Genomic DNA, 22425 nt, shown 5'->3' on the forward strand with positions numbered 1-22425 from the left:
CAGGGTCGCCAGCGCCAGGTTGACCAGCACCGCCAGGCCGATCAGGACGAGGGAGAGGTCCTGGCGCTCCGTCCATTGCAGACCCAGCTGGGGCAGGGTGCCGGCGGCGGTGCAGGCGAGCAGGAGCAGGGCCCCGGCTCCGCTGCGCATCCAGGTGGTGAGGTTGCGCCAGGGTTCCCGCTGACCGACCGCCAGGGAGGGTGCCGCCAGTGCCAGGGCAACCACCACCGTGAGCAGGAACCGTTGCAGGGGCCTGAGCAGCAGGGCCGCGTTGATCACCGTGAAGGTGATCCCCGCGACCAGCACGACCACCCCGAGAATCCCGGTCCAGTTCTCGACCAGCAGGCTCTCCACCCGCTGCCGCAGACCGGGGCCCTGGCGTTGCGTCGCCGGGGTGGGCCGGGCTGGCCGGGCCGGCTTCAAGCCAGGTCGCCGGGGGGGCTCGGTTCGCGCCTCGGGTCGCCGGATCGGGCCTGCGGGCTCCGGTGGGGGCGGTTGTGCTGCCGGCGGCGCGGGGGGTGGCAGCTGGGGCAGCGGTGTTTCGGCTGGTGGTGTCTGCGGTGAGGGCCGCGCTGCAGGGGGCTGGGCGATGCGGCCCTCGAGCGTCGCTACGGCCTGCTCGAGCCGGCGCAGCCGTTCACGCAGCGCGTTGCGTTCCCGGATCAGCAGGGCCAGACCCACCAGTCCGAGCAACACCAGGAAGCACACGGCCGGGTCCGAACCTGTCCCCGTGGGTTAGCCGAGCTGCGGGCCGCTGCCCACACCGTCGTGATATCCGGAAACCCCGGAAGCCGCGAATCCGGTGCGCGCCGGGGTCAGAAGAACTGGTCGAAGTTGTCGAAATCGACGGCGCTGAAGGTGCCGTTCTCGACCTGCGCCATCAGCCGCTCCAGTTGGACCCACAGGGCGCCGGCCGTGCCGATCGAGAGCACGAACGACACCAGCAGCGCCGCTCCCGAGGAGAAGCCGAACACCTGGAGGCTGCCGCCGATGAAGAGGGTCACGCCGATCACCACCCCGATGTAGGGCAGGGTGGTGGCGCCATTGCCGAGCGGCAGCAGCGCCAGCCGGTCCTGCTTCCATCCCTCCAGGCGGTTCTGCACGAGACGGGCGAAGGTGAGGCCGCAGAGCACGCTGATCGCCAGCCCCAGGCCGGCCAGCACGTAGGGGGGCTGCAGCAGGGGCGCGTACTCGAGCAGGAACTCCTGGGCATCCAGATCGCCATAGCTGCCCAGGGCCAGATCGGCGGCCGCCTCGCTCAGGTTGACTGGCGCGGAGCTCGGCTCGAAGGGCACAGGATTCAGGAACTGGCACCAGCGACCCTAGCCGCGCCGGGTGGCGGCGCTCAGGCTGGGGCGCTCAGGCTGGGGCAGTCAGGCGGCGGCGGTCAGGGGATTGAGCCGGGCCAGCAGGCCGCTGGCCAGTTTGCGGGCGCTGAAGGTGCGCCGAAGCAGGTCGGCGAGGGCCCGGAGATCGTCGGTGTGCAGGCGGTCATCCCGCACCAGGGTGAGCAGCAGACGCTGGCGCAGGCTGGCCCCATCCGGTCCGAACAGCAGCTTCAGGCCCGAACCGACAACCGGCAGCAGGTCCGTACTCGGGCCGTCATCCTCGAGCACCCCGAGCAGGCTCTCGAGGCGCTCGATCCGCAGGCGACCGTCGCGGTCGAACAGCACCTCGAGCAGTTTCTCGCGCATCTCCGCGGTGTCCCCGGCGAGCAGGCGACGGGCCACGTAGGGATAGGCCACCCGGATGATCTTGAAATCGGGGTCGAGCCGCAGGGCCAGGCCCTCCTGGCTCACCACCGCCCGGATGATTAGGGCGAACCGCACCGGCACTCGGAAGGGGTAGTCGAAGACCAGTTCGGAGAAGCGGTCGGTGATCGTCTTGAAGTTGAAGTCGCCCACGTTCTCGCCCAGGGCGCCACCCAGCACCTCCTCCAGGGCCGGGAGAATCGGTTCGAGATCGGTGCTGGGGTGGAGAAAACCGAGGGTGACGAAGTCCTGGGCGAGGGCGCGGAAATCCCGGTTGATCAGGTGAACCACAGCCCCGGTGAGGGTGAGGCGATCGGCATTGCTGATCGAATCCATCATGCCGAAATCCACATAGCCCACATGGCCGAGGGGACCGGTGCGGCCGGGCAGGGCGAAGAGATTGCCGGGGTGGGGATCGGCGTGGAAGTAGCCGAATTCCAGCAGCTGCTGCAGGCCCGCCACCACGCCGGTGCGGATCAGGGCCGTGGGGTCGAGGTGCCGGGCTTCGAGCACCTGCCGTTCCTGCAGCTTGGTGCCGTGGATCCAGCTGGTCGTGAGCACCCGTTGGGTGCTCAGCTGGCGCTCCACCCGCGGCACGGTCACCTCGGGATGGCTGGCGAACAGGGCGGCGAAACGCTCGGCGTTGTCGGCCTCCTTGCGGTAGTCGATCTCGTCGAACAGGGTGCGACCGAACTCATCGATGATCTCGTCGAGCCCGAATCCCAGATTCAGCGGCAGCAGCGGTGCGGTGAGGATGGCCAGCAGCCGGATGATCACCAGGTCCCGCCGCAGGATCAGGGGCAGATCCGGCCGCTGCACCTTCACGGCCACCCAGTGCCCGTCCGGCAGCAGGGCCTTGTACACCTGCCCCAGGCTGGCGGCCGCCACCGGGTAGTCCGGGAAGAGCTCGAACAGCTGCTCCACCGGGGCCCCCAGCTCCGCTTCGATCGTCCGCAGGGCCACGGCCTGGGGGAAGGCGGGGAGGTTGTCCTGGAGCTGGGTGAGCTGATCGAGCCAGTCCCGCCGCACCAGGTCGGGCCGGGTGGAGAGGGCCTGCCCCACCTTGATGAAGCAGGGGCCCAGGCTGGTGAGGGTGTCGAGGATGCGCTTGCCGAGACGCTGCTGGACGCGGCGGTCGGTGCTGCTGCCCTGCACCAGCAGCGCCAGGGCCAGGCTGGCCAGTTGCCAGAGCACGAAGACGAGCCGTCCGACCAGCATCCCGGGGCGCCTCAGCAGCCAGCGCAGGTCCTCCCGGGGGGCGTAGCCCAGGGGAGCGGGGACCGCCGGGGTCCCGGGGCTGGCTGCGGCGGTCAAGGGCAGGGTCGGATGGGGACCGAGACTCTAGAAACGCGGGACCGGCCGGGTGTTCCGCCCCTCGCCATCCAGGCGTTCCCGCACGGTTTCTCTTCTTTCCTCTTCCCTCTTTCTGTCTCTTCTGTTCGCCCCCACCCCTGCCGCCCTGCCGCTCCACCTGCCGGCCCATGGCCGGGGCCGGGGGCTGCCGCCCGATCTGGCGCGTCTGCTGCGCCAGCGCCCCGGCAGCTGGGATCTGCCGGAGTTGCCCGGGTTCGGGGGGCCGCTGGAGCCCGATGGCGCGGTGGCCCGTGAGCAGCAGGTCTGCGCCGAGCTGCTGGGGGCCGAGCGCTGCTGGTTCGGGGTGAACGGGGCCAGCGGTCTGCTGCAGGCCGCGCTGCTGGCGCTGGCACCACCCGGCAGCCGGGTGCTGCTGCCGCGCAACCTGCACCGGTCCCTGCTGCACGCCTGTGTGCTGGGGCAGCTGCAGCCGGTGCTGTTCAGCCTGCCCTTCGATCCGATCAGCGGCTTGTGGCGGCCTCCGACCCCTGAGGGGCTCGGCCGGGCGCTGGCCGGGGCCCTGGCCGGCGGCCCCCTGGCGGCCGTGGCCCTGGTGGCCCCCACGTACCACGGGTTCGGGGCGGATCTGGCGGGACTGACCGCGGTGGTGCACCGGGCCGGTCTGCCCCTGCTGGTGGATCAGGCCCATGGCAACGGGGAGGCCCTGGCGGCCGGGGCGGACCTGGTGGTGGTGTCCTGCCAGAAGAGTGGGGGTGGCCTGGCCCAGAGCGCGGCCCTGCTGGCTCAGGGTCGTCGCTGGGACGTGGAGGCGGTGCAGCGGAGCCTGCTCTGGCTGCAGACCTCCAGCCCCAGCGCCCTCCTGCTGGCCTCCGCCGCCAGCAGCCTGCGCCATGGCCGCAGCGCTGCGGGGCTGGCCCAGCGCGCCCGGGCCGTGGAGGTGGCGCGACGCCTGCGCCGCCGCTGCCGGGACCTGAACCTGCCGCTGCTGGCCAACGACGATCCCCTGCGCCTGGTGGTGTTGACGGCCGCCCTGGGCATCGGCGGCCTGGACGCCGATGTCTGGCTGCTGGAGCGCGGGGTGCTCGCCGAGTTGCCGGATCCCGGCACCCTCACCTTCTGTCTGGGGGTTGCACCCCCCCGCGGGGTGGTGCGACGGCTGCCCCGGGCCCTCGCGGCGCTGGCCCGATGCCGCGGGGGCGAACCGTTGCCGCCCTTCAGCGCTCCGCCCCTGCCGCAGCTGGGGGAGCCGGAGCTGCCGGTGGGGCAGGCCTGGCGCGCCCCTGCCGAGCGGGTCCCCCTCGCGGCGGCGGCAGGCCGGGTGGCCGCCGAGCCCCTCTGCCCCTACCCGCCGGGTATCCCCCTGGTGATTCCCGGGGAGCGCATCGATCCTGCCCGGGCCCAGTGGCTGCAGGGGCAGGAGCGGCTCTGGCCTGGCCAGATCGCTGATACGGTGAGGGTTGTGGCCAGCTGATGGGAAGGCATCACGGCGGGCTGCGTCCCCGGCCCAGACCTGCCCCTCCCCGCGTTGGCCCCATCCCGCGTTTGTTCGAAGGCCGCCGTTGATGGACGACCCCAGTGCTGCGTCCCCGGCCTCGCCCTACCAGTGGGATTTCGTCACCCCCGGGCTGCCGGACGGGGCCTTCGACGCCGCCCCGGGCTTCAGTCCCACGCCGATGGAACTGCGGGTGATGCTGCTGGCCCATCTGCGGCCCCGGGCCGAGTCCCTCGTCTGGGATGTGGGCGGGGGCACCGGCGCCCTGGCCCTGGAGATCGCCCGGCTCATGCCCCGGGGCCAGGTGCACACCCTGGAGCGGGATCCCGAGGCGATTGCCCTGCTGGAGCAGAACCGCCGTCGCTTCGGGATCACCAACCTGCATATCCATCCCGGTGCGGCGCCGGATGATCTGGCCCGGCTCCCGCCTTCCCCCGACCGGGTCGTGCTGGAAGTCGGCCGCCCCCTGGGGGATGTGCTGCGGCTGGTCTGGCAGTCGCTGCAGCCCGCAGGCCGCCTTGTGATCAGCACCGCCAGCCTGGAGGGCCTGGTGGATGCCACCGATACCCTGGGCCAGCTCGAGGCGCGCGATGTGCAGGTGGTGCAGGCCACCGTCCACCGGATGCAACGGCGCGGCAGCCAGGCCAAGCTGGCCGCCGCCGAGCCGCTGTTCCTGATCGCCGCGGAGCGTCCGTGATCCCCCAACCCCGCACCACCACGTCCCTGCCGCGGTTGTTGAGCGGCTGGGCGGCCGGAGCCTTCGGCTTCGTGGTGGTGATGCTCGGCGGCTGGTGGTTCACGGTGGCGGTGGGTGTGATCGTGCACCTGGGTCTGCTGGAGTTCTTCCGGATGGCCCAGTCGAAGGGGATCCGCCCGGCCACCAAGACCACCCTGGTGGCGGTGCAGCTGCTGCTGGTCTCCACCCAGCTCGCCAGCCATGGCAGCTGGTTCGCCGGCGGCGTGGCGGCCGCGGTGCTGCCGGCTTCGGGGGCGGTGATCTGCGGCTGGCTGTTGCTGCAACCCGTCACCGGCACGATCGCCGACATCGCCGCCTCGGTCTTCGGCCTTTTTTATCTGGGCTTTCTGCCCAGTCACTGGATCAAGCTGCGGGAGCTCCCGGAGAACGGTCTGGCCCTCACCCTGCTGGCCTGCTTCCTGATCGTGGCCACCGACATCGGCTCCTACGTGATCGGCCGGCGCTTCGGCCGGCGCCCCCTCTCGCCGATCTCACCGGGCAAGACCGTTGAAGGGGCCCTCGGTGGGGTGGCCTGTGCGATGGCGGTTGGCGCCGTGGGCGGCACCTGGATCGGCTGGGGCTGGGGCTGGTTGATCGGCGCCGCCCTGGGAGCCGTGGTGGCCCTGTTCGCCCTCGTGGGTGATCTCACCGAGTCGATGATGAAACGGGATGCCGGACTCAAGGACTCCGGCGATGCCATCCCCGGCCATGGCGGCATCCTGGATCGCATCGACAGTTACCTGTTCGTACCGGCGGTGGTGTATTCCCTGGTCACCCTGGCGCTGCCGTTGCCCCTGGGCTAGGGGGACACGGGTCAGGGAGACACCAGGGCTTCGCCCTCCAGCACGATCAGTTCACCCTCCAGCGAGGCCCGTTCGATCCGGATCGCCGGGTCCATGGGCAGGTGCACCACAGCCGCTCCATCGAGGCGGCGGATCGCGATCGTGCCCCCGTCGGCGCCGATCGTGGTCCGGCACTCGACGGGCCGGCCGCCATCGGCTGCCGCCGCCGACAGCACCAGATGAGCGGCCTCGGTCCGGAACGCCGTCACCCGCTGGCCCTCCAGAAGCTGTTCCCCCAGGCTTTCGGCCAGGGGGAGCCACTCCGGCCGCCCGAGCGACTGGCTGAGTCCGCTCGCCGTGAAGCCCACCAGCCCCCGGACCGTGAAGGCCTGGTCGAGCTCCAGCGGCTGGCCACGCCAGAGATGGCCGAGCTGCACGGCGATCGCGCCGCTGCGCAGCTCGGCCCGTTCCAGCTGGAGGCCCTGGTACACCACCTGGGTGGCCTGAAGGCGAACCCCCTGCAGACGCCCCCGCAGCAGGCCGAGGGCCGAGCCCTCCAGTTGGATGTCCAGACTCTGGACGGCCTGGCACTGCTGCCGCACCCACAGCTGCAGGGCGCTGGCCAGGAGCTGCAGCACCGGTCCGCTGGCCTGGGAATCGGCGGCCATGGTCAGCGGGGCTGTCCTTCCCGCCAGGTGGCCGCGACGGTCTCGGGTTGATCGATGTGGGGGAGATGGCCGCAGGCTTCCAGCTCCCGCACCCGCTCACCGAGCAGGGCCAGGGCGGCCCTTTTCTGGGGCTGGCGGAGGATGCGGTCATCCGCGCCCCAGAGCACCTGCAGCGGTTGGGAAGGGAGGGGATGACCGCAGCCCGCGAACCCTCCTGTGCGCGCGAAGCGGCGCAGGGCCTCCCCCCAGCCGGGGGTCGCCAGATGCAGGGAGGCGATCTCGAGCTCCGCCTCACCCACGGCCCGGTCGGGATCGGCAAAGGCACTGCGGCAGAGGCCGCGGCGCACCCCCGGCAATCCCAGAAACCGCACCCCCAGGCCGTCGAGCACCGGTGGCAGCGGCATCGGCCGGCCGGTGAGCCCGGCGGGGGCCAGCAGCAGCAGCCGTGCGATGTGCTCCGGCCGCTGGCGGGCCAGCTCCACCGCCACCGATCCCCCCATCGAGGCCCCGATCAGGCCCACCGGGGCTTCGCCCACACGGTCGCCCAGGGCCGTCAGCAGGGCCCGCAGATGGCTAAGCACCGCCTCCGGCCCGTAGCGGGCCTCCGCTGGCCTGGGACAGAAGCCGAAGCCGAAGAGGTCCGGAATGATCAGCTGGTGCTGTTCCGCCAGCAGGGGGGCGAGACGACGGAACTCCAGGAAGGAGCTGTCGAAGCCGTGCAGCAGCAGCAGCGGCGGGCCCTGGCCGATGACCGCAACCGGCCAGGCCCCCTCCAGGCCGTCGAGCTGCCACCACTGAACGGCCCGGGCCAGGGCCCGGCCCTGGGGGTCGATCAGGCTGAGGGCGGCCCGCTCCACCAGGTGGCGGCACTGCTCCAGCGGGGTCTCAACGGCGGTGGCGGTGATCACGCTGCGGCACGCTCGCCGCTGCAGGTGCTGACCAGGGCGGCCAGCAGATCCACCGGTGTGACCCTGAACGGCAGGTGGTGCAGGTCGGACCCTGGGGCGCAGGCGAAGTCACAGGCCTGCTGAAGTTCTTCGAGGCTGGCTCGCCCCAGGCCCAGCTCGGCCAGGTCGCGCGGGATGCCCAGCTGCCGGAACAGCGGCAGCAACTGACGCCGGGCCTGGGCGGCCAGCTGGTTCCCCCCCAGCACCTCCTCCAGCCGCAGTTGCACGAGGATGCCGAAGCCGACCTTTTCGCCGTGGAGGGCGCCATGGCTGCCGGCGAGCTGGGTGAGCCCGTTGTGAACGGCATGGGCCGCCACGGTGCGGCAGCGGGCCCCACCCAGGCCGCCGATCACACCGGCGGTGAGGCCGCAGGCCTCGGCCACCCGCACCCAGGCTTCGCTGGCCGGTTCGGCCAGGGCCGTCTCCGCCTCGATCAGCAGCTGGTCGCGCAGCACCCGGGCCATCTGCACAGCCTGCTGGATGAGGCCATCGGCGCTTGCCGAAGAACTCACCGAGGCCTCATACCACTTGGCCAGGGCATCGGCGATGCCACTGGCCAGGGTGCGGCCGGGAGCGGTGCGCACCAGGGCATGGTCGAAGACGAGCAGGTCCGGGCAGCGCTGCAGCGCCACATCCCGCTGGAAGGCTCCGTCGCGGCTGTAGACGTTGGAAAGGGCGGTCCAGCCGGCGCAGGTGGCCGCGCTGGTGGGCACGGTGATGCAGATCAGACCATGGCGCTCGGCCAGCAGCTTGCCGGCGTCCAGCACCTTGCCGCCGCCGGCAGCGATGACCGCCTCCACCGTGCTGGCGGCTTCCCTGATCTGGCGGCTGATCCGCGCGAGGTCCTCCTCACAGCAGTCGAACGCCAGGCCGGCCTCACACGGGTTGAGGCCGGCCTGGCGGAGATCCAGGGCCAGTTGCCGGCGCAGGGCCTCGGTGGCCGCTCCCCGGCCCAGCAGCAGGGGTGTGTGGCAGAGGCTGGCTATCCGGGGAAGGGCCCGCAGCCAGGCTCCCTCGCCGCGGATCACCTCACGTGGTGCCACCCAGTGATGGCTGGGCTGCGAGGTCTGCTCGGCGGGCTGGAGGACAGGCTTGCTGAAGGGCCTGGAAACGGCGCGGCTGGATCGCTGCTGGGGCATGGCTGGATTGTAAAGATCGCGCCGTGACCCAGCGAACGGCTGTCCAGGGAGTTTCCAGGGAGCCGGTCCCCGGCCCGGGGACCGGAGCCTCAGGCTCCGGCGCCGGCCAGTTCAGGCTCCGGCGCCGGCCAGTTCAGGCACCGCGGCGATGGGCGCCTGCTTGAGGATCACCACCTGCTTGGCTTCGTTCACATCCACCACGGCGCTGTCCCCTTCTCCGATCCTTCCGGAGAGGAATTCCTCGGCGAGGGAATCCTCCAGCAGCCGCATCACCGCACGACGCAGCGGGCGGGCCCCGTAGGAGGGGTTGTAGCCCTCCTCCACCAGCCGTTCCTTGAAGGCCTCGGTGACCGAGAGGTGGATTCCCTTCTCGTCCATGCGTCCGAACACCTCCTTGAGCATGATCTCGGCGATCTCCTTGACTTCGTCGCGGGTGAGCTGACGGAAGACGATGATCTCGTCGAGTCGATTGAGGAATTCAGGGCGGAAGTACTGCTTCAGCTCCTCATTCACCAGGGACCGGATGCGGTTGTACTGGGTGTCTTCGACATCGCCACCTGAGAACTCGAAGCCGAGGCCGCCGCCACCCTTCTCGATCACCTTCGAACCGATGTTCGAGGTCATGATGATCAGGGTGTTCTTGAAGTCCACCGTGCGTCCCTTCGAGTCGGTGAGGCGTCCGTCTTCGAGCAACTGCAGCAGCAGGTTGAACACATCGGGGTGGGCCTTCTCGATCTCGTCGAACAGCACGACGGTGTAAGGACGCCGCCGCACGGCTTCGGTGAGCTGGCCGCCCTCGTTGAAGCCCACGTAGCCCGGAGGCGAACCGATCAGCTTGCTGACCGTGTGGCGCTCCATGAACTCCGACATGTCGAGCCGGATCATGGCGTCCTCGCTGCCGAAGAAGTAAGCCGCCAGCGACTTGGTCAGCTCCGTCTTGCCGACCCCGGTGGGTCCGGAGAAGATGAAGCTGGCGATCGGACGGTTGGGGTTCTTGAGGCCCACGCGGGCCCGGCGGATCGCCCGGGAGACGGCCTTGACGGCTTCGTCCTGGCCGATCAGGCGCTGGTGGAGGGTCTCCTCCATGTTCAGCAGCTTGGCCGACTCGCTCTCGGTGAGCTTCTGCACCGGAACGCCCGTCCAGGACGCCACGATGTGGGCGATGTCCTCTTCCGAGACCATGGGCGAACGGTCCGGATCGGAGAACACCTCGACCGCGGCTCCTTCGGGAGCTTCGGAAGCGGGTTGATCATCCTTGCGGGCCTGCAGGATCGTGCGGATCTGCTCGCGCAGCTCCACCTCCTTGTCGCGCAGTTCACCGGCCTTGGTGAAGTCCTGCTCGCGTACGGCCTCCTCCTTCTGCTTCTGAACGGCACGCAGTTGCTTGTCGACTTCCTTGGCCGCGGGCGGCAGCTTGGAATTCATCAGGCGCACCCGGCTGCCGGCCTCATCGATCAGGTCGATGGCCTTGTCGGGAAGGAAGCGGTCGGAGATGTAGCGATCCCCCAGGGTGGCCGCCGCAATCAGGGCTTCGTCGGCGATCTTCAGCCGGTGGTGCTCCTCATAGCGCTCCTTGAGGCCGCGCAGGATCTCGATCGTGTCTTCCACGGAGGGCTCGCCCACCATCACCGGCTGGAAGCGGCGTTCCAGGGCGGCATCCCGTTCGATGTGCTTGCGGTACTCATCCAGCGTGGTGGCACCGATGCACTGCAGCTCGCCTCGGGCCAGGGCCGGCTTGAGGATGTTGGCGGCGTCGATCGCCCCCTCGGCGGCACCGGCGCCGATCAGGGTGTGGACTTCATCGATCACGAGGATCACGTTTCCGGCCCCCCGGATCTCCTCCATGATCTTCTTGAGGCGTTCCTCGAACTCACCGCGGTACTTGGTTCCGGCCACCAGCAGGCCGATGTCGAGGGTGAGGACCCGCTTCTCCTCGAGGATGTCGGGAACATCGCCGGAATTGATGCGCTGGGCGAGCCCCTCGGCGATGGCGGTCTTGCCGACGCCGGGCTCGCCGATCAGCACGGGATTGTTCTTGGTGCGGCGCCCCAGGATCTGGATCACCCGCTCGATCTCGTGCTGGCGGCCCACCACGGGGTCCAGCTTGCCATCGGCGGCCTGCTGGGTGAGGTTGCTGCCGAACTCGTCGAGGGTGGGGGTCTTGGTGGAGCCCTTGCCGCCGCCTCCGGCGGCCACCTCGGCGGTCTCGCCCAGCATGCGGATCACCTGGGTGCGCACCTTGGCCAGGTCGACGCCGAGGTTCTCCAGCACCCGGGCGGCGACACCTTCACCCTCGCGGATCAGGCCCAGCAGCAGGTGCTCGGTGCCGATGTAGTTGTGGCCGAGCTGGCGGGCCTCCTCCAGGGAGAGCTCCAGCACCCGCTTGGCGCGGGGGGTGAAGGGAATCTCGACGGCCACGAAGCCGGAGCCCCGCCCGATGATCTTCTCCACCTCGACACGGGCGTCCTTGAGGTTGACCCCCATCGACTTGAGCACCTTGGCGGCCACGCCGGTGCCCTCACCGATCAGACCCAGCAGGATCTGCTCGGTGCCCACGAAGTTGTGTCCAAGGCGGCGGGCCTCTTCCTGGGCCAGCATGATCACCTTGATGGCCTTCTCGGTAAACCGCTCGAACATGGGCCGGGGCCTGTTGCAAGTTGATCCAACCTATCAGGATTAACCGGAGCGGTGTGGATGCGGTGGCTTCAGATCGAGAATCCCAGTTGCTGCAGGCCTCCGCTGCGTTCTCATTGCAACTCAATGCGGCAAATACTGGCCGCTGAGGAATAAGAAAAGGCGGTTATCCACACCCATCCGGCTGTCGATCCCCATCCCCCAGCCGCAGCCATTGGATCAGGGCATCCTCGCCGTTGCGGTAGTAACCGCGACGTCTGCCGGCCGTCGTGAAGCCAGCCCCCCTGTACAGGGCGATCGCGGCACGGTTCTCGACCCCCACCTCCAGGGTCGCCCGGGCGGCTCCGCGCCGACGCCCCTCCCGCAGCAGTTCCCCCAGCACCCGCCGGCCCAGCCCCTGGCGGCGCCGGTCCGGCAACACGGCCACCAGGGTGATGTGGAGCTCATCGATCACCAGCCAGGCGCAGCCCACACCCACCAGCCCATCCCCCGCCCAGAGCCCGATCCCGGGCCGGCCGGGATCGCCCAGTTCCGTGTGCCACTGCTGTGGGGTCCAGAGTCCCCGCAGGCACTGGCGATCGAGGGCGAGACACTCCTCCAGGTCGGTCGGGGCCAGGGGAGCCGACCGCAGCCCGCCGGTCGGGGGTGGTGCCTGGCTCACGGCCCAGCTGCGGCGGTGCTTCCGTACATTCTTTCGTGACGTCGATCTCCGAGAGCCGCGCTGCCGCCATGGTGATGTCCAGCGAAACCGTCACCGGCGCCGAGTCGCGGCCAGGTCAGTCCCCGGTTCCCTCCGCCCAGCCTGCTGCCGCCGTCGCCGCCGCCCTGCGGCCCTTCGAGCCGGAGCGGGACACGGCGAGCCCCAACCGCAACCTCACCCCGCTCACCACGGCCCTCGATGGCGAGGGCCGTCTCCAGGTCGGGGGGTGCACGCTCAGCGAGCTGGCCCGCACCTACGGCACACCGCTGTACGTGCTCGATGAGGCCACGCTGCGGGCCACCTGCCGGGCCTATCGCCAGGCCCTTGCGGCGGCCTATCCGGGTCCGTCCCTGGCGCTCTACGCCTCCAAGGCCAACAGCTCGCTGGCCATCACCGCGATTGTGGCGGAGGAAGGCCTCGGGCTGGATGCGGTGTCCGCCGGGGAACTGCTCACCGCCCTGGGCGGCGGCATGCCGTCGGAGCGCATCGTCCTGCACGGCAACAACAAGAGCCGCGAGGAGCTGGCCCTCGCGGCCGTCCAGGGGGTGACCGTGGTGGTCGACAACTGGCGTGACCTCGAGCTTCTCGCCGAGCTGTCACCGTCGTTCGAGCAGCCCGTGCGGCTGATGCTGCGGTTCACGCCGGGCATCGAGTGCCACACCCACGAGTACATCCGCACCGGCCATCTGGACAGCAAGTTCGGTTTCGATCCCGATCAGCTGGAGACCGTGCTGCACCACCTGCTGGGCTGCCCCTGGGCGCAGCTCACCGGCCTGCATGCCCACATCGGCTCCCAGATCTTCGAGCTCCAGCCCCACCGCGACCTGGCGGGGGTGATGGCCGACGCCCTGAAGCTGGCGCGGGATCTGGGCCATCCCGTCACCGACCTGAACGTGGGCGGAGGGCTGGGGATCCGCTACGTCGCCAGCGACGATCCGCCCAGCATCGAAGCCTGGGTGCGCACCGTGGCCGAGGCGGTGGCGGAGGCCTGCCGTCAGCGCAGCCTCGAGCTGCCGCGGCTGCTGTGCGAGCCCGGCCGCTCCCTGGTGGCCACGGCCGGCGTCACGGTCTACACGGTGGGCAGCCGCAAGGAGATCCCGGGGATGCGGACCTACCTCGCGGTCGATGGCGGCATGAGCGACAACCCCCGCCCGATCACCTACCAGTCGCTGTACACCGCGCTCCTGGCCGACCGTCCGGGGGCCGAGGCCTCGGAGACCGTCACGGTCGCCGGCAAGCACTGTGAATCCGGCGACGTCCTGCTCCGGGACATCGCCCTGCCCCCGGCCACCAGCGGCGATCTGCTGGCCGTGTTCGCCACGGGGGCCTACAACGCCTCGATGGCCTCCAACTACAACCGCATTCCCCGCCCCGCGGCGGTGCTGGTGCACGAGGGCCTGGCCGATCTGGTGCAGCGGCGCGAGCAGCCGGAAGACCTACTGCGCTACGACGTCCTTCCCGCCCGCCTCACGCCGGTAGCCTGAGGCCAGGATTGGGTTCAGGCGTGACCGGGCCGTGGCTTGGTGGTTGGCTTCGGTTCCTGGATGTCCGCCTGCTGCTGGATCTGCTGTTCGCGACCGCCCTTGGCGTGGTGGTGCTGGGCCGGGTCACCGAGGCCCGCACCCTCTGGTTGCTCCGGGGCTATCTGCTGCTGGTGGCCTTCGCCTGGGTGGTGCAGCGCTACGCCAGCCTGCCCCTCACCAGCAAGCTGGTGGACGCGCTCGTGCTGGCCTGCAGCCTCACCCTGGCCATCCTCTGGCAGGGGGAGCTGCGCCGGTTGATGGAACTGCTGGGCACCGGACGGATCGGGGTCCTGTTCGGCAACCGTCGCCGCGATCAGCTGGCCTCCGGCTCGGTGGCCGTGCTCAGTGAGGCGGCGGGACGGCTCTCCCAGTCGCGCCGCGGGGCCCTGATCGTGGTGGATCTCGGCAGCGACCTGCGGCCCGAGGACTTTCTCAACCCCGGCATCCCGATCGATGGCCAGCTCTCGGTGGACCTGCTGCTGAATCTCTTCGCCGTCGACACCCCGCTGCATGACGGAGCGGTGCTGGTGAAGGCGAACCGCATCCTGGCGGCAGGGGTGATCCTTCCCCTCTCCCGCCAGGGGCTCAACCGCTACGGCACCCGCCACCTCGCCGCGCTCGGCCTCACCGAGCGGTTCGACCGCTGTCTGGCGATCGTCGTCTCCGAGGAGACCGGCACCCTCGCCCTGGCGAGCCAGGGCCGGCTCGAGCGGCCGATCACCAGCAGCCGCCTTCACGATCTGCTCACCAAGTCCCTCGCTCTGCCCGCGGGGCGTAGCGTGGCCAAGGACACGCCGGATTCACGCGGATGAGTCGCGCCCTGGCGACCAGCAGCCCCACCCAGAGGCATCCGTTACCCGCGGGCCTGGATCCTGCCCGGCTGCCTGCCCACGTGGCGGTGATCATGGACGGCAACGGCCGCTGGGCCTCCCAGCGCGGCCTGCCCCGGGTGATGGGCCACCGGGAGGGGGTCGAGGCCCTGAAGCGCACCCTCAGGCTCTGCAGCGACTGGGGCGTGGGGGCCCTGACGGCCTACGCCTTCTCGACCGAGAACTGGAACCGCCCGGGAGAGGAGGTGCGTTTCCTGATGGCCCTGTTCGAGCGGGTGCTGGAGCGGGAGATCGTCGCCCTGGAGCGGGAGCAGGTCCGCATCCGTTTCCTCGGTGACCTCGAGGCCCTGCCGCGCGGCTTGCAGCAGCTGATCGCCGATGCCACCGCCCGCACGGCGGCCAACACCGGCATCCATTTCAACGTCTGCACCAACTACGGCGGCCGGGCCGAGCTGGTGCGGGTCGCCCGCCGGCTGGCGGAGCGGGTGGCGCGCGGCGAACTGGACCCCGCGGCGATCGATGAAGGCTGTTTCGCCGCCGAACTCCACACCGCCGGCCAGCACGATCCGGACCTGCTGATCCGCACCAGCGGCGAGCAGCGCATCAGCAACTTCCTGCTGTGGCAGCTCGCCTATGCCGAGCTGCACATCACCGATGTGCTCTGGCCGGACTTCGACGGGGCGGCCCTGCTGCAGGCCCTGCTCGACTACCAGAACCGCCAGCGGCGGTTCGGCCGGGTGGAACCTGCCGCCTGAGCGCCTTGCCCTCTCCAGCCCATCGCCCGTTGCCCGACGCCGTGATCACCCGACCGCCCATGCGCCACGACTGGACCCGTGCCGAGATCCAGGCGTTGCTGGAGCTGCCGCTGATGGATCTGCTCTGGCAGGCCCAGCAGGTGCACCGCGCCGCCAACCCCGGCTACCGGGTGCAGCTGGCCTCGCTGCTCAGTGTCAAGACGGGCGGCTGTGAGGAGGATTGCGCCTATTGCCCCCAGTCACTGCACCACAGCGCCGACGTGGCCGGTCGGCCGGAGCTCGCGGTGGCTCCGGTGCTGGAGCGGGCCCGCGCCGCCAGGCAGGCGGGGGCCCACCGCTTCTGCATGGGCTGGGCCTGGCGGGAGATCCGCGACGGCGCCCCGTTCGAGGCGATGCTGCAGATGGTGCGGGGCGTGCGGGAGCTGGGGATGGAGGCCTGTGTCACCGCCGGCATGCTCACCGATGCTCAGGCGGCGCGGCTGGCCGAGGCGGGCCTCACCGCCTACAACCACAACCTCGACACCAGCCCCGAGCACTACGGGCGGATCATCACCACCCGCACCTACCAGGAACGCCTCGAAACGCTCGAGCGGGTGCGCCGTTCCGGTGTGACCCTCTGCTGCGGCGGCATCATCGGCATGGGGGAGGGGCCCGAGGACAGGGCCTCCCTGCTGCAGGTGCTGGCCAGCCTGAACCCCCATCCCGAGAGCGTGCCGATCAATGCCCTGGTGGCGGTGGAGGGCACTCCCCTGGAGGAGCAGCCGGCGGTGGACCCCCTGGAGCTGGTGCGGATGGTGGCCACGGCCAGGATCCTCATGCCCCACTCCCGGGTGCGCCTCAGCGCCGGGCGGGAGCAGATGAACCGGGAAGCGCAGATCCTCTGTCTGCTGGCAGGCGCGGATTCGATCTTCTACGGCGACACCCTGCTCACCACCGGCAATCCGGACGTGGCGGCCGATCGGGCACTGCTGGCGGCCGCCGGGGTGCGGGTCGAGGAGGCGCCGACCGAGCCGCTCTGCCTGGCATGAGCCTGCGGGTGGCCGCCTTCTACCGCTTCGCCGCCTTCGAGCCGGCCGAGCTGCCGGCGCTGCGCCGACGGCTCCTGGGCTGTGCAGAGGCCGGCGCGGTCAAGGGCACGGTACTGCTGGCCCCGGAGGGGGTGAACGGCACGGTGAGCGGCCCCGCGGCCGCCGTGGAGGACCTGCTGGCGACGTTGCGGGCCGAGCCGCGCCTGGCGGCCCTGGAGGTGAAGAGCGCCCAGGCCCCCGCCCAGGCCTTTCACCGCTTCAAGGTGCGCCTCAAGCGGGAGATCGTCACGATGGGAGAGGCGGGCCTGCAGCCCTACCTCTCGGCGTCGGTGGGCACCCACGTGGCCCCCGACGCGTGGGATGCCCTGATCGAGGATCCGGGCACGCTGGTGATCGACACCCGCAATGCCTACGAAGTGGCGCTGGGCAGCTTCGCCGGGGCGATCGATCCCGGCACCCGCAGCTTCCGCGAGTTCCCCGACTGGGTGGAACGCCAGCTGCGCCCCCTGGTGGAGGAGCGGCGCCCGCAGGCGATCGCCCTCTTCTGCACCGGTGGGATCCGCTGCGAAAAGGCCACGGCCCACCTCTTGCGCCAGGGCTTCACGGGGGTTCATCACCTGCACGGGGGAATCCTGCGCTACCTGGAGCAGCATCCGGAGCAGGGCAGCCGCTGGCGGGGGGAGTGCTTCGTGTTCGACCAGCGGGTGGCCGTGAACCACCGGCTCGAACCCGGCGAGGCGAGCCTCTGCCACGCCTGCCGCATGCCGCTCACCGCCGCCGACCGCCAGCTGCCCAGTTACGCGGCGGGGGTGAGCTGCCGCCACTGCCTGCACCTGCACGACGAAGCCGACCGTCGCCGCTACGCCGAGCGCCAGCGGCAGATGGACCTGGCCAGGCAGCGGGGTGAGCCCCACATCGGCCGAAGCTTCAGCCTGCCGGCCCAAGGTGGCGCCTGAGCGCCGACCGGCGGAGGGCCTGCCGGTGCTCTACAGCTTCCGGCGCTGTCCCTATGCGATCCGGGCGCGGCTGGCCCTCCGTGCGGCTGGTCTCGAGCCGGGCCGGGATCTGGAGGTGCGGGAGGTGAGCCTCAGGGCCAAGCCGCCGGAGCTGCTGGAGGCCTCCCCCAGGGGCACCGTGCCGGTGCTGGTGGAGCGGGAGGGGCGGGTGCGCGACGAGAGCCTGGCGATCATGCAGTGGGCCCTGGCCGGGGGCGACCCCGAGGGCTGGCTGGGTTGGGATGGGGTCGAGGCGGCGGCCTTGATCGCCGAGAACGATGGCCCCTTCAAGCACCATCTGGATCGCTTCAAGTACGCCGCCCGCTACGGCCCAGCGGGGGAGAGCCGGCGGGAGGAGCACCAGGGCGCGGCCCTGGCGATCCTGAGGGGCTGGAATGCCCGGCTGGAGCGGGGTGGCTGGCTGCTGGGCCCGCGGTCGTCGCTGGTCGACTGGGCCCTGCTGCCCTTCGTCCGCCAGTTCAGGAGCGCCGATCCGGCCGGCTTCGATCGCCTCCCCGGCCTGCGGCCGCTCCAGGACTGGCTGGTCCGATTCCTCCAGGGCCCGCAGCTCGCCGCGGTGATGGCGGATCCCTGGGCCAGCCGCCATCCCTGGTGGTCGCCCCGCTGGCTCTACCACCTGGCTCTGCAGCCGGAGTGGCAGGCTGCCCGGGCTGCGGGGGGCTACCGACGCTCCACCCGGGGCCGGGACCTGGCGGAGGTGGGCTTCATCCACGCCAGCTACGCCCACCAGGTGGCGAGCACGGCCCGGCGCTTCTACGCCGACGCCGGCGCGGTGGTGCTGCTGTGTCTCGATCCCGTCCGGCTGGCGCAGGTCGGGGTGGAGGTGCGGCCGGAGCCGGCCCCGGGCACTGGTGAGCTCTTCCCCCACCTGTTCGGTGCCCTGCCGCTCGAGGCCGTGCTGTGGGCCGAGCCCTACCGGCCATGACCTTCCCGTTGGCGCAGATCGAGCAGGCGGCGGCCCGGCGCCGGCTGTTGCTGCGGCTGCAGGTGGGCCGCCTGGCGGGGGTGGGCTGGACGCTGCGCGTCGGCGTGGCCCGCCGCCGGGATCCTGGGCGGCCGGGCGATGGGCTGGTGCTGCTGGGAGAGATGAAGGGCTGGGCGCTGCCGCTGGCGGATGGGCTGCGGCTGGACACGCTGCGGGTGCAGGGGGAGGACAGCGCCGGGGTGGGCGCGTTGATCTGGGCCGCCACCTTCGCCTGGGCGCTGGAGGCGACCCCCTGCCGCCGGGCCAGGTTGCTGGCGATCCGGGATGGGGAGCGGCAGCACCGGCGGCTGGTGCGCTACTTCCGCCAGCTGGGCTTCGAGCCCGTGCGGGAGCTGGGAGCCGGCGCAGCCGATCTGCCCGCCCGGCTGCTGTGGGGTGGGGCCGGCCTGCTGATGGTGGGGGACTGCGCGGAGGGGCTGCGCCGCAGCGCCCGTCGCCTCGGCAGCGTTCCGGGGCCGCTCGAGGAACCCCCTAGGGTCAGCGGCACGGACCCTTTGCCGCCCTAGCCATGGACGTGTTGGACGCGATCTACGCCCGCCGGGCGGTGAAACACTTCGACCCCGACCACCGGCTCACCGCGGAGGAGGAACGGAGGTTGCTGGAGGCCACCATCCAGGCCCCGACGAGCTTCAACATTCAGCACTGGCGGTTCGTGATCCTGCGCGATCCAGCCCTGCGGGCCACCATCCGCAAGGACTACGGCAACGATCAGGCCCAGATCACCGATGCGTCGCTGCTGGTGCTGTTCACGGCCGACATGAAGGCCTGGAGCAAGCAGCCCGAGCGCTACTGGGCCAAGGCCCCCCAGCCCGTCGCCGACCTGCTGGTGGGCTGGATGGGCCCGTTCCACGAAGGCCGGGAGTGGCTGCAGCGGGATGAGGCCCAGCGCTCGATCGGCCTGGCGATGCAGACCCTGATGCTGGCCGCCACCGGGATGGGCTACCAGAGCTGCCCGATGATCGGCTTCGAGATCGAGAAGCTGGCCGAGCTGATCCGCCTGCCGCAGGAACATGTCATGGGGCCAATGGTGGCGATCGGCCGGGGAACCCAGGACCCCTGGCCCAAGCCCGGCCAGCTGCCCCTGGAGGACCTGGTGTTCGAGAACGGGTTCTGACCCGCCGCGGGGGCCCCGGCTGGGAACTCAGCGCTTGGAGAAATCGATCAGGGGGCCAGCCGGCACCACGCCGGAGGGATTGATCATGGTGTGGCTGGCGTAGTAATGGCCCTTGATGTGCTCCATGTTCACCGTCTCGGCCACCCCGGGAACGTGGTAAAGCTCCCGCACGTAACGCCAGAGGTTGGGGTAATCGACCAGGCGACGCAGGTTGCACTTGAAGTGCCCCACATACACCGGATCGAAGCGCACCAGGGTGGTGAACAGGCGCCAGTCCGCCTCGGTGAGGCGATGGCCCAGCAGGTAGGGCTGTTCCGCCAGGCGTTCCTCGAGGGCATCGAGGGTGGCGAACAGGGGCCGCAGGGCTTCCTCATAGGCCTCCTGGGTGGTGGCGAACCCGCAGCGGTAGACCCCGTTGTTCACGGTCTCGTAGATCCAGGCATTGAGCTGGTCGATCTCCTCCCAGAGATCCTCGGGGTAGTAGTCGCCGGGGGCGGTGCCGAGAGCTTCGAAGGCGCTGTTGAACATGCGGATGATCTCGGAGGATTCGTTGTTCACGATCCGCCCGGTGCTCTTGTCCCAGAGCACCGGCACCGTGACCCGGCCGCTGTAGTGAGGGTCTGCGCTGGTGTAGATCGTGTGGAGGAACTCGGCCTTGTGGATCGGGTCCGGGACCACCCCCTCGCCGGGATGGAACGTCCAGCCCTGGTCCCCCATGAACCAGTGCACCACCGACAGGGAGACGATCGGGGCCAGGCCCTTGATGCTGCGGAAGATGGCCGTGCGGTGGGCCCAGGGGCAGGCGTGGGAGATGTAGAGGTGGTAACGGTGGGGTTCGGCCCGAAATCCCCCCTCGCCGCTGGGCCCCGGCCGGCCATCGGGGGTGACCCAATGCCGGAACTGGGAGGCCGAGCGCACGAAGCGGCCGCCGGTGCTGCTGGTGTCGTACCAGCGGTCGTGCCACACCCCGTCGATCAGCAGACCCACGCCCCTCTCCCAGCGGCGCTCACCGTAACGAGCAGGCGCGCAGGCGGGTTCCGCTAGACAGGGAGGCTGACGGCACCGCCCCCATGCTCCGCTCCTTGGCCACGGTCGCGGCATCCCTGGGGGGGCTGGCCCTGTTGGTGTGGTTCATGGTCGTGCTGCTGGATCTCAAGCACCTCCAGTCCGGCTTCACCCTGCCCACCCCCTGACGGCGCGCCGGAGCCATGCGCGGCATGAAAGCCTTCGTGGTGGAGCGGTATGGGCCGCCAGACGTTCTTCAGATGAAGGATGTCCCCTTGCCCACCCCCCGGGCCGATGAGGTGCGGATCCGTGTCCATGCCACCACGGTCAGCTCAGGCGACTGGAGGATGCGCAGCCTGGAGGTGCCGCCGGGTTTCGGCCTGATCATCCGGCTGATCGCCGGATTCAGGCGCCCCAGGCAGCCCATCCTGGGGATGGAACTGGCCGGGGTCGTGGAGGCGCTCGGCCGCGATGTGGACCGGTTCCGGGTCGGCGATGCCGTCATCGGCTTCAGCGACGCTGCCATGGGTTGCCATGCGGAGTACTGCTGCCTGCCTGCCGCGGGGACGGTCGCCCCCAAGCCGAGTCACCTCTCCTTCGAGGCGGCCGCCGCCCTCTGCTTCGGTGGCACGACGATGCTGGACTACTTCCGCCGCGCCGGGCTGCGGCCCGGCGAGCGGGTGCTGGTGAACGGGGCTTCCGGTGCCGTCGGCACCGCGGCGGTGCAGCTGGCCCGGCACTGGGGCGCCGATGTGACGGGGGTCTGCAGCGGCGCCAACCTGGATCTGGTGCGATCGCTCGGGGCCCGCCAGGTCATCGACTACACCCGGGAAGACTTCACCCAGCGCGGTGAGGTCTATGACGTGATCGTCGATGCCGTCGGCACGGCTCCCCTGGCCCGTTGCCGGCGCTCGCTCAAGCCTGGGGGCCGCCTGCTGCTGCTGGTGGCCGGCCTCCCCGACCTGATGCTGAGCGGCTGGCACTCATGGATCTCGCGCCGGCGCGTGCTGGCGGGCCCGGCCTCGGCCCGGGCCGAGGACGTGGCGACCCTCGCGGCTCTGGCGGAGGCCGGGGCATTCGAACCGGTGATCGACCGCTGTTATCCGTTTGCCCAGATGGTGGAGGCCCACCGCTATGTCGACACCGGTCACAAGCGGGGCAATGTCGTGATCACCCTGGCCGGGATGGCGCCAGCGCTGGCGGGCTACGGAATGTGAGGGGCATCTGCCCGCCCGGAGGGCTGTGCATACGGTCTGGGTGAACGTTCCCTCCCCGCTGCGGCACCGCGATGACTGAGCTTGGCCAGTGCCCGTTCTCGGGCCACGCCGCGGCCACCGCCGCGGCCCGCGGTTCGGCGAACCATGCCTGGTGGCCCCACCAGCTCAATCTCGGGATCCTGCACCAGCACGCCCCGGCCTCCAATCCCCTCGGGGCCAGCTTCGACTACGCCGAAGCGTTCAGCCAGCTGGATTTCGCGGCCCTCAAGCGCGATCTCCTCGCCCTGATGACCGACTCCCAGGACTGGTGGCCGGCCGACTGGGGGCACTACGGGGGGCTCTTCATCCGCATGGCCTGGCACAGCGCCGGCACCTACCGCACCGGCGATGGCCGCGGCGGCGGCGGCACCGGCAACCAGCGTTTCGCGCCGCTCAACAGCTGGCCCGACAACGGCAACCTCGACAAGGCCCGGCGCCTGCTCTGGCCGATCAAGCAGAAGTACGGCAACCGCATCTCCTGGGCCGATCTGATCATCCTCACCGGCAACTGTGCGCTGGAATCGATGGGCTTGAAGACCTTCGGCTTCGGCGCGGGCCGCGTGGACATCTGGCAGCCGGAGGAGGACACCTACTGGGGCCGCGAGACCAGCTGGATGGGGGACGAGCGCCACAGCGGCGAGCGTGAGCTGGAGAATCCGCTGGCCGCGGTGCAGATGGGGCTGATCTACGTGAACCCCGAGGGCCCGAACGGCGAACCCGATCCGGTGGCCTCCGGCCGGGATGTGCGGG

At 70.6% G+C, this 22425-nt stretch carries 22 protein-coding genes and 1 pseudogene; 14 read left to right on the forward strand and 9 right to left on the reverse strand.

The features are described 5' to 3' along the window. The 3 genes and pseudogenes from ACLD7X_RS12190 to ACLD7X_RS12200 form a co-directional block, all read right to left on the reverse strand. Positions 1-708, reverse strand: a pseudogene (locus ACLD7X_RS12190) (hypothetical protein); the annotation flags it as partial. Between the two features lie 107 nt (positions 709-815). After that, complete coding sequence (locus tag ACLD7X_RS12195; RefSeq protein WP_411423910.1) at positions 816-1295, reverse strand: hypothetical protein; 480 nt, start codon at positions 1293-1295, stop codon at positions 816-818. 78 nt (positions 1296-1373) lie between these two features. After that, on the reverse strand, positions 1374-3065 hold the full coding sequence (locus ACLD7X_RS12200) for an ABC1 kinase family protein (RefSeq protein ID WP_411423911.1): 1692 nt from the start codon (positions 3063-3065) through the stop codon (positions 1374-1376). 49 nt (positions 3066-3114) lie between these two features. Between ACLD7X_RS12200 and ACLD7X_RS12205 the strand changes: the two genes are divergently transcribed. The 3 genes from ACLD7X_RS12205 (at position 3115) to ACLD7X_RS12215 (ending at position 6096) form a co-directional block, all read left to right on the forward strand. Continuing rightward, a complete protein-coding gene (locus ACLD7X_RS12205) occupies positions 3115-4536 on the forward strand; it encodes an Orn/Lys/Arg family decarboxylase (RefSeq protein ID WP_411423912.1) in 1422 nt (473 codons plus the stop codon). Between the two features lie 91 nt (positions 4537-4627). Beyond that, positions 4628-5254: a precorrin-6Y C5,15-methyltransferase subunit CbiT gene (gene cbiT, locus ACLD7X_RS12210; RefSeq protein WP_411423913.1), complete on the forward strand. Its 627-nt coding sequence runs from the start codon at positions 4628-4630 to the stop codon at positions 5252-5254. Then, a complete protein-coding gene (locus ACLD7X_RS12215; RefSeq protein ID WP_411423914.1) occupies positions 5251-6096 on the forward strand; it encodes a phosphatidate cytidylyltransferase in 846 nt (281 codons plus the stop codon). The genes cbiT and ACLD7X_RS12215 overlap by 4 nt, the downstream gene beginning before the upstream one ends. Positions 6097-6107: 11 nt before the next feature. Here the strand turns inward: ACLD7X_RS12215 and ACLD7X_RS12220 are convergent, their stop codons facing one another. The 5 genes from ACLD7X_RS12220 to ACLD7X_RS12240 form a co-directional block, all read right to left on the reverse strand. Further along, entirely contained in the window at positions 6108-6743 is a 636-nt protein-coding gene (locus ACLD7X_RS12220) for an LmeA family phospholipid-binding protein (RefSeq protein ID WP_411423915.1), read from the reverse strand. 2 nt (positions 6744-6745) lie between these two features. Beyond that, positions 6746-7651, reverse strand: a complete 906-nt coding sequence (locus ACLD7X_RS12225; RefSeq protein ID WP_411423916.1) for an alpha/beta fold hydrolase — start codon at positions 7649-7651, stop codon at positions 6746-6748. Further along, positions 7648-8829, reverse strand: coding sequence for an iron-containing alcohol dehydrogenase family protein (locus ACLD7X_RS12230; protein WP_411423917.1), 1182 nt, complete (start codon positions 8827-8829; stop codon positions 7648-7650). The genes ACLD7X_RS12225 and ACLD7X_RS12230 overlap by 4 nt, the downstream gene beginning before the upstream one ends. Before the next feature lie 111 nt (positions 8830-8940). Beyond that, entirely contained in the window at positions 8941-11466 is a 2526-nt protein-coding gene (locus ACLD7X_RS12235; protein WP_411423918.1) for an ATP-dependent Clp protease ATP-binding subunit, read from the reverse strand. A gap of 163 nt (positions 11467-11629) precedes the next feature. Then, entirely contained in the window at positions 11630-12124 is a 495-nt protein-coding gene (locus tag ACLD7X_RS12240; RefSeq protein WP_411423919.1) for a GNAT family N-acetyltransferase, read from the reverse strand. Positions 12125-12198: 74 nt separating this feature from the next. Here ACLD7X_RS12240 and lysA point away from each other — a divergent pair, with 74 nt between their 5' ends. The 8 genes from lysA to ACLD7X_RS12280 are packed head-to-tail and all read left to right on the forward strand — an operon-like array spanning position 12199 to position 19414. Beyond that, positions 12199-13647 (forward strand): diaminopimelate decarboxylase, encoded by a 1449-nt coding sequence (gene lysA / locus ACLD7X_RS12245; protein ID WP_411423920.1) that lies wholly within the window; start codon positions 12199-12201, stop codon positions 13645-13647. Positions 13648-13667: 20 nt separating this feature from the next. Next, complete coding sequence (locus ACLD7X_RS12250; RefSeq protein ID WP_411423921.1) at positions 13668-14498, forward strand: diadenylate cyclase; 831 nt, start codon at positions 13668-13670, stop codon at positions 14496-14498. Beyond that, positions 14495-15271: an isoprenyl transferase gene (locus ACLD7X_RS12255; RefSeq protein ID WP_411423922.1), complete on the forward strand. Its 777-nt coding sequence runs from the start codon at positions 14495-14497 to the stop codon at positions 15269-15271. The genes ACLD7X_RS12250 and ACLD7X_RS12255 overlap by 4 nt, the downstream gene beginning before the upstream one ends. A gap of 5 nt (positions 15272-15276) precedes the next feature. Further along, entirely contained in the window at positions 15277-16299 is a 1023-nt protein-coding gene (gene bioB / locus ACLD7X_RS12260; RefSeq protein ID WP_411423923.1) for a biotin synthase BioB, read from the forward strand. Beyond that, the gene (gene trhO, locus ACLD7X_RS12265) at positions 16296-17255 is read left to right on the forward strand and encodes an oxygen-dependent tRNA uridine(34) hydroxylase TrhO (protein WP_411423924.1); all 960 of its coding nucleotides are present in this window, start codon (positions 16296-16298) and stop codon (positions 17253-17255) included. Before bioB ends, trhO begins: the two co-directional genes overlap by 4 nt. Continuing rightward, a complete protein-coding gene (locus ACLD7X_RS12270) occupies positions 17245-18240 on the forward strand; it encodes a DUF952 domain-containing protein (protein WP_412006714.1) in 996 nt (331 codons plus the stop codon). The genes trhO and ACLD7X_RS12270 overlap by 11 nt, the downstream gene beginning before the upstream one ends. After that, a complete protein-coding gene (locus ACLD7X_RS12275; RefSeq protein WP_411423926.1) occupies positions 18237-18806 on the forward strand; it encodes a hypothetical protein in 570 nt (189 codons plus the stop codon). Before ACLD7X_RS12270 ends, ACLD7X_RS12275 begins: the two co-directional genes overlap by 4 nt. 2 nt (positions 18807-18808) lie before the next feature. After that, entirely contained in the window at positions 18809-19414 is a 606-nt protein-coding gene (locus ACLD7X_RS12280) for a nitroreductase family protein (RefSeq protein ID WP_411423927.1), read from the forward strand. 27 nt (positions 19415-19441) lie between these two features. Here the strand turns inward: ACLD7X_RS12280 and ACLD7X_RS12285 are convergent, their stop codons facing one another. After that, entirely contained in the window at positions 19442-20401 is a 960-nt protein-coding gene (locus tag ACLD7X_RS12285) for a glutathione S-transferase family protein (RefSeq protein WP_411423928.1), read from the reverse strand. An 83-nt stretch (positions 20402-20484) separates the two neighbouring features. Between ACLD7X_RS12285 and ACLD7X_RS12290 the strand changes: the two genes are divergently transcribed. From ACLD7X_RS12290 to ACLD7X_RS12300, 3 genes are all read left to right on the forward strand, one after another. Beyond that, positions 20485-20607, forward strand: a complete 123-nt coding sequence (locus ACLD7X_RS12290; protein ID WP_411423929.1) for a hypothetical protein — start codon at positions 20485-20487, stop codon at positions 20605-20607. A 15-nt stretch (positions 20608-20622) separates the two neighbouring features. Then, on the forward strand, positions 20623-21636 hold the full coding sequence (locus ACLD7X_RS12295) for an NAD(P)-dependent alcohol dehydrogenase (protein ID WP_412006713.1): 1014 nt from the start codon (positions 20623-20625) through the stop codon (positions 21634-21636). Positions 21637-21707: 71 nt separating this feature from the next. After that, on the forward strand, positions 21708-22425 hold a 718-nt coding region (locus ACLD7X_RS12300), incomplete at its 3' end, for a peroxidase family protein (protein WP_411423931.1).

This window comes from Aphanothece microscopica RSMan92 (assembly GCF_046613545.2).
In the GTDB taxonomy this organism is placed as follows: Bacteria; Cyanobacteriota; Cyanobacteriia; order PCC-6307; family Cyanobiaceae; genus NIES-981.